Source organism: Anaerotignum sp., from assembly GCF_030625865.1.
Classification (GTDB): Bacteria; Bacillota; Clostridia; order Lachnospirales; family Anaerotignaceae; genus Chakrabartyella.
This window is the reverse complement of the sequence record NZ_DAOUQB010000083.1, coordinates 1-2,841: the sequence shown is the minus strand read 5'-3', so window position 1 is coordinate 2,841 and position 2,841 is coordinate 1. Positions and strand designations below refer to the sequence as shown.

The following is a 2,841-nucleotide window of genomic DNA, read 5'->3' as shown; positions in this document are numbered from 1 at the left end:
GAGGATGGCGTAGGCACAGACGAGCCAAAGACGGCGGCAGAGGTTATGGCCGAATATTTGCAGGATCTTTCTGAACAGCGAAAAAGCGGGAAGATATTTAGTGGCCTACAAACGGGATTTGTTGATTTGGATTTACTCACCGGAGGACTGCGGGCAGATGATTTATATATTATTGCCGGGCGGCCTGCTATGGGCAAAACGGCTTTGGCGTTGGATATTTCAAGGGGCTGTGCAAAAAGTCTTTTCTCCGAGGGGAAAGCAGTGGTGTTTTTTTCGCTGGAAATGAACGAGAGGGACATTGTTGCCCGTCTTTACTGCGGAGAAACGGGGGCGGACAATGTCATGTTTTCCCTTCGGGAGAATGATGATACCAAGTGGGCGGAGTTCTTACAGACTTTTGAGAAAAACGGTGATTTCTTTGAGCATATGGCAAAAAATATTATCGTTGATGACAGTAACTACATAACGCCAGAGAATATGCGGGCTAAGTGCCACGGTATACGCATAGGGGGGAAAGAGATTGGTTTGATTGTGATTGATTATTTGCAGCTTATGAGTGCTGGAAAAGGGGACAACAGAACCCAAGAGTTATCCCATATCAGCAGAAGTTTAAAGCTTTTGGCCAAAGATTTTCATTGTCCTGTAGTTGCATTGTCTCAGCTCTCCCGGCAGGTGGAAACCAGAGCCGACAAGCGCCCTATGTTATCTGATCTGCGAGAAAGTGGAAGCATTGAGCAGGATGCTGACGCAGTAATGTTTGTATACCGGGATGAATACTATTACCCTGATTCAGAAAAAAAAGGCGTTGCAGAAATTATTATAGGCAAACAGAGAAAAGGCCCTGTTGGAACGGTGGATCTGGCTTGGCTGCCGCAGGCAACAACTTTTCGCAACTTGGCCCGCAATACAGACAAGTGGAAAAAAGTAAATCAGAAAAGCCCATGGGAGGAGGGAGGTAATTGACGTTAGCAGAATTTGCAAAACAAATGCAACAGGAGACGATTTCTCCTGAAATACAAGAACTGCGGCGGATGCGAAAATTTATTGCAACTCACAACTATGATGAAATGAACGGGCGATGGGCTGAGGTTGCAAGGATGGAAGCTGACGGGGAAAAAGCTACCCTCGAAGGGCGGTACCAGATGCTGAAATGCATCAAAGAATTGAACCGTGATGAAGGATTAATTAAATTATATCGTGCTACTTTGCGGGTAGCTGAGAAGTTGGAACGGGCAAAAAGCGGTGCTGGTGCTGCTTTTTTTCGAGAGAATCAAGAGCAAATTTACAGAGTGGAAACGGCTATTTGCAAAGAAGCCAAGGAATGGCAAAACATGCAGGTTTCTATTGAGGAATTAATGCGAATGGAGGAAGGGGGAACTGCTTTTGGAAAGACGGCAAATGGAGGATTTACTGCGGATGTGCGGGGGGATGGATCATATTGTCCATGAACAAAATTTGGAAATGAAACGGCTGAATGCTTTACTAAACAGCATTCCTCCGGTTGATTGCGGTTCAAAGGCTGAGGTCAAAAAGAGGGTATCCCTCACTCATGAAATTTCAAAATATGAGGATAGCATTGAAGAGTTAAAGGTATCCATTGCCAAGGCGCAGCGTTTAATGCTCAGTAATTTAAGTGACGAGGAGCGCAATGTAATAAGGCTGCGGTGTTTTAAACAGTATCGTTGGAATATGGTTGCAAAGAGGGCTGCTATGAGCCGCAGCAGTTGCTTTCGGGTATATATGGGGGCGTTAGATCATTTGTGTTTGGCATGGGACAAATAAAGTCTGAATACATAATAGTAAGACCGAAGGAACGGGGGAAGTTTATGGAGAAAAAATATATTGATAAAGAGGCCGAAAGGAAAAACGATATTTTATTTATTTTTAATACCCTTCGGCGGCGGGGGAAAATTACAGACAGAGAATATTCACTGGCGGTGAAGAAGTTGATGGAAGGAACTCAATAGGGTTCCTTTTTCTTTGTTGACGGATTATTGCTAGAATGTTATATTAACAAGAAAAGTAAGAATATTCCAAAAAGATGATGTTTTCTGAGAGGTTGGTTTTATGAAAAAAAATATAGGAACGGTTATAGGCTATTATTTAATTTGTTTTACTTTAGCTGTAATAATTTATTCCTTTCTCTTTCCTTATGGAGGAGCGGCGGTAACATTGCATCGAATATATTTTGGGCTTATTGTACTTAGCGCAATTATTGTTATTTGTACATGCATTATACTTGAAGAAATTCAAAATTTAAAAGAAGAATTGCTGAAGTTAAAAGATGATAGCAAAGAAGAAAAATTAAATGATTTAAGTGAATAATGAAATGAAGGAACTCAATAGGGTTCCTTTTTCTTTTGTTCTGTTGTAGAATGGAAAGAAAAAAGAGTGTCGTATACTATAGGGGGATTCTATGGAGAGGGCTGTAATCTATTGCAGAGTAAGTACAGAGGAAATAACGCAAATGGATGCGTTACAGGGGCAGATTGTGGAAGCGAAGCGAGCGGTTTCTGGAAAGCGGTGGGCTTTGGTAGATTCTTATATTGATGAAGGAAAGTCCGGCACAACCACAAAGCGTAGGGATGAATATAACCGTTTGGTTTCCGATCTTTCAAGTGAAAAATTCGATATTATTGTTGTAAAATCTCAAGACCGTTTAATGCGTAATACAAAGGAATGGTATATTTTTGTGGATCAGTTGGTTCAAAGTGGGAAGCAGCTTTATTTTTATTTGGAAAATAAGTTTTATACCCCCGATGATGCCCTCATTACAGGGATAAAGGCCATTCTTGCAGAGGAGTTTTCCAGAGATTTATCCAAGAAAATAAATAATGCCCA

The 2,841-nt window shown here is 41.4% G+C and carries 6 protein-coding genes; all 6 read left to right on the top strand.

What is annotated here, in order from left to right; all coding sequences use genetic code 11:
- The coding region (locus P9Q65_RS13215) for a replicative DNA helicase (protein ID WP_304509992.1) at nucleotides 1-963 on the top strand (963 nt) is incomplete at its 5' end.
- Nucleotides 960-1,448, top strand: a complete 489-nt coding sequence (locus tag P9Q65_RS13210; protein ID WP_304509991.1) for a hypothetical protein — start codon at nucleotides 960-962, stop codon at nucleotides 1,446-1,448. The genes P9Q65_RS13215 and P9Q65_RS13210, both read left to right, overlap by 4 nt.
- Nucleotides 1,384-1,782: a hypothetical protein gene (locus tag P9Q65_RS13205; protein ID WP_304509989.1), complete on the top strand. Its 399-nt coding sequence runs from the start codon at nucleotides 1,384-1,386 to the stop codon at nucleotides 1,780-1,782. The genes P9Q65_RS13210 and P9Q65_RS13205 overlap by 65 nt, the downstream gene beginning before the upstream one ends.
- Nucleotides 1,783-1,826: 44 nt before the next feature.
- Complete coding sequence (locus P9Q65_RS13200) at nucleotides 1,827-1,967, top strand: hypothetical protein (protein WP_304509987.1); 141 nt, start codon at nucleotides 1,827-1,829, stop codon at nucleotides 1,965-1,967.
- Between the two features lie 100 nt (nucleotides 1,968-2,067).
- Complete coding sequence (locus tag P9Q65_RS13195) at nucleotides 2,068-2,325, top strand: hypothetical protein (protein WP_304509985.1); 258 nt, start codon at nucleotides 2,068-2,070, stop codon at nucleotides 2,323-2,325.
- Nucleotides 2,326-2,416: 91 nt separating this feature from the next.
- Nucleotides 2,417-2,841 (top strand): recombinase family protein (locus P9Q65_RS13190; RefSeq protein ID WP_304509984.1); only part of this gene is annotated, 425 nt, incomplete at its 3' end.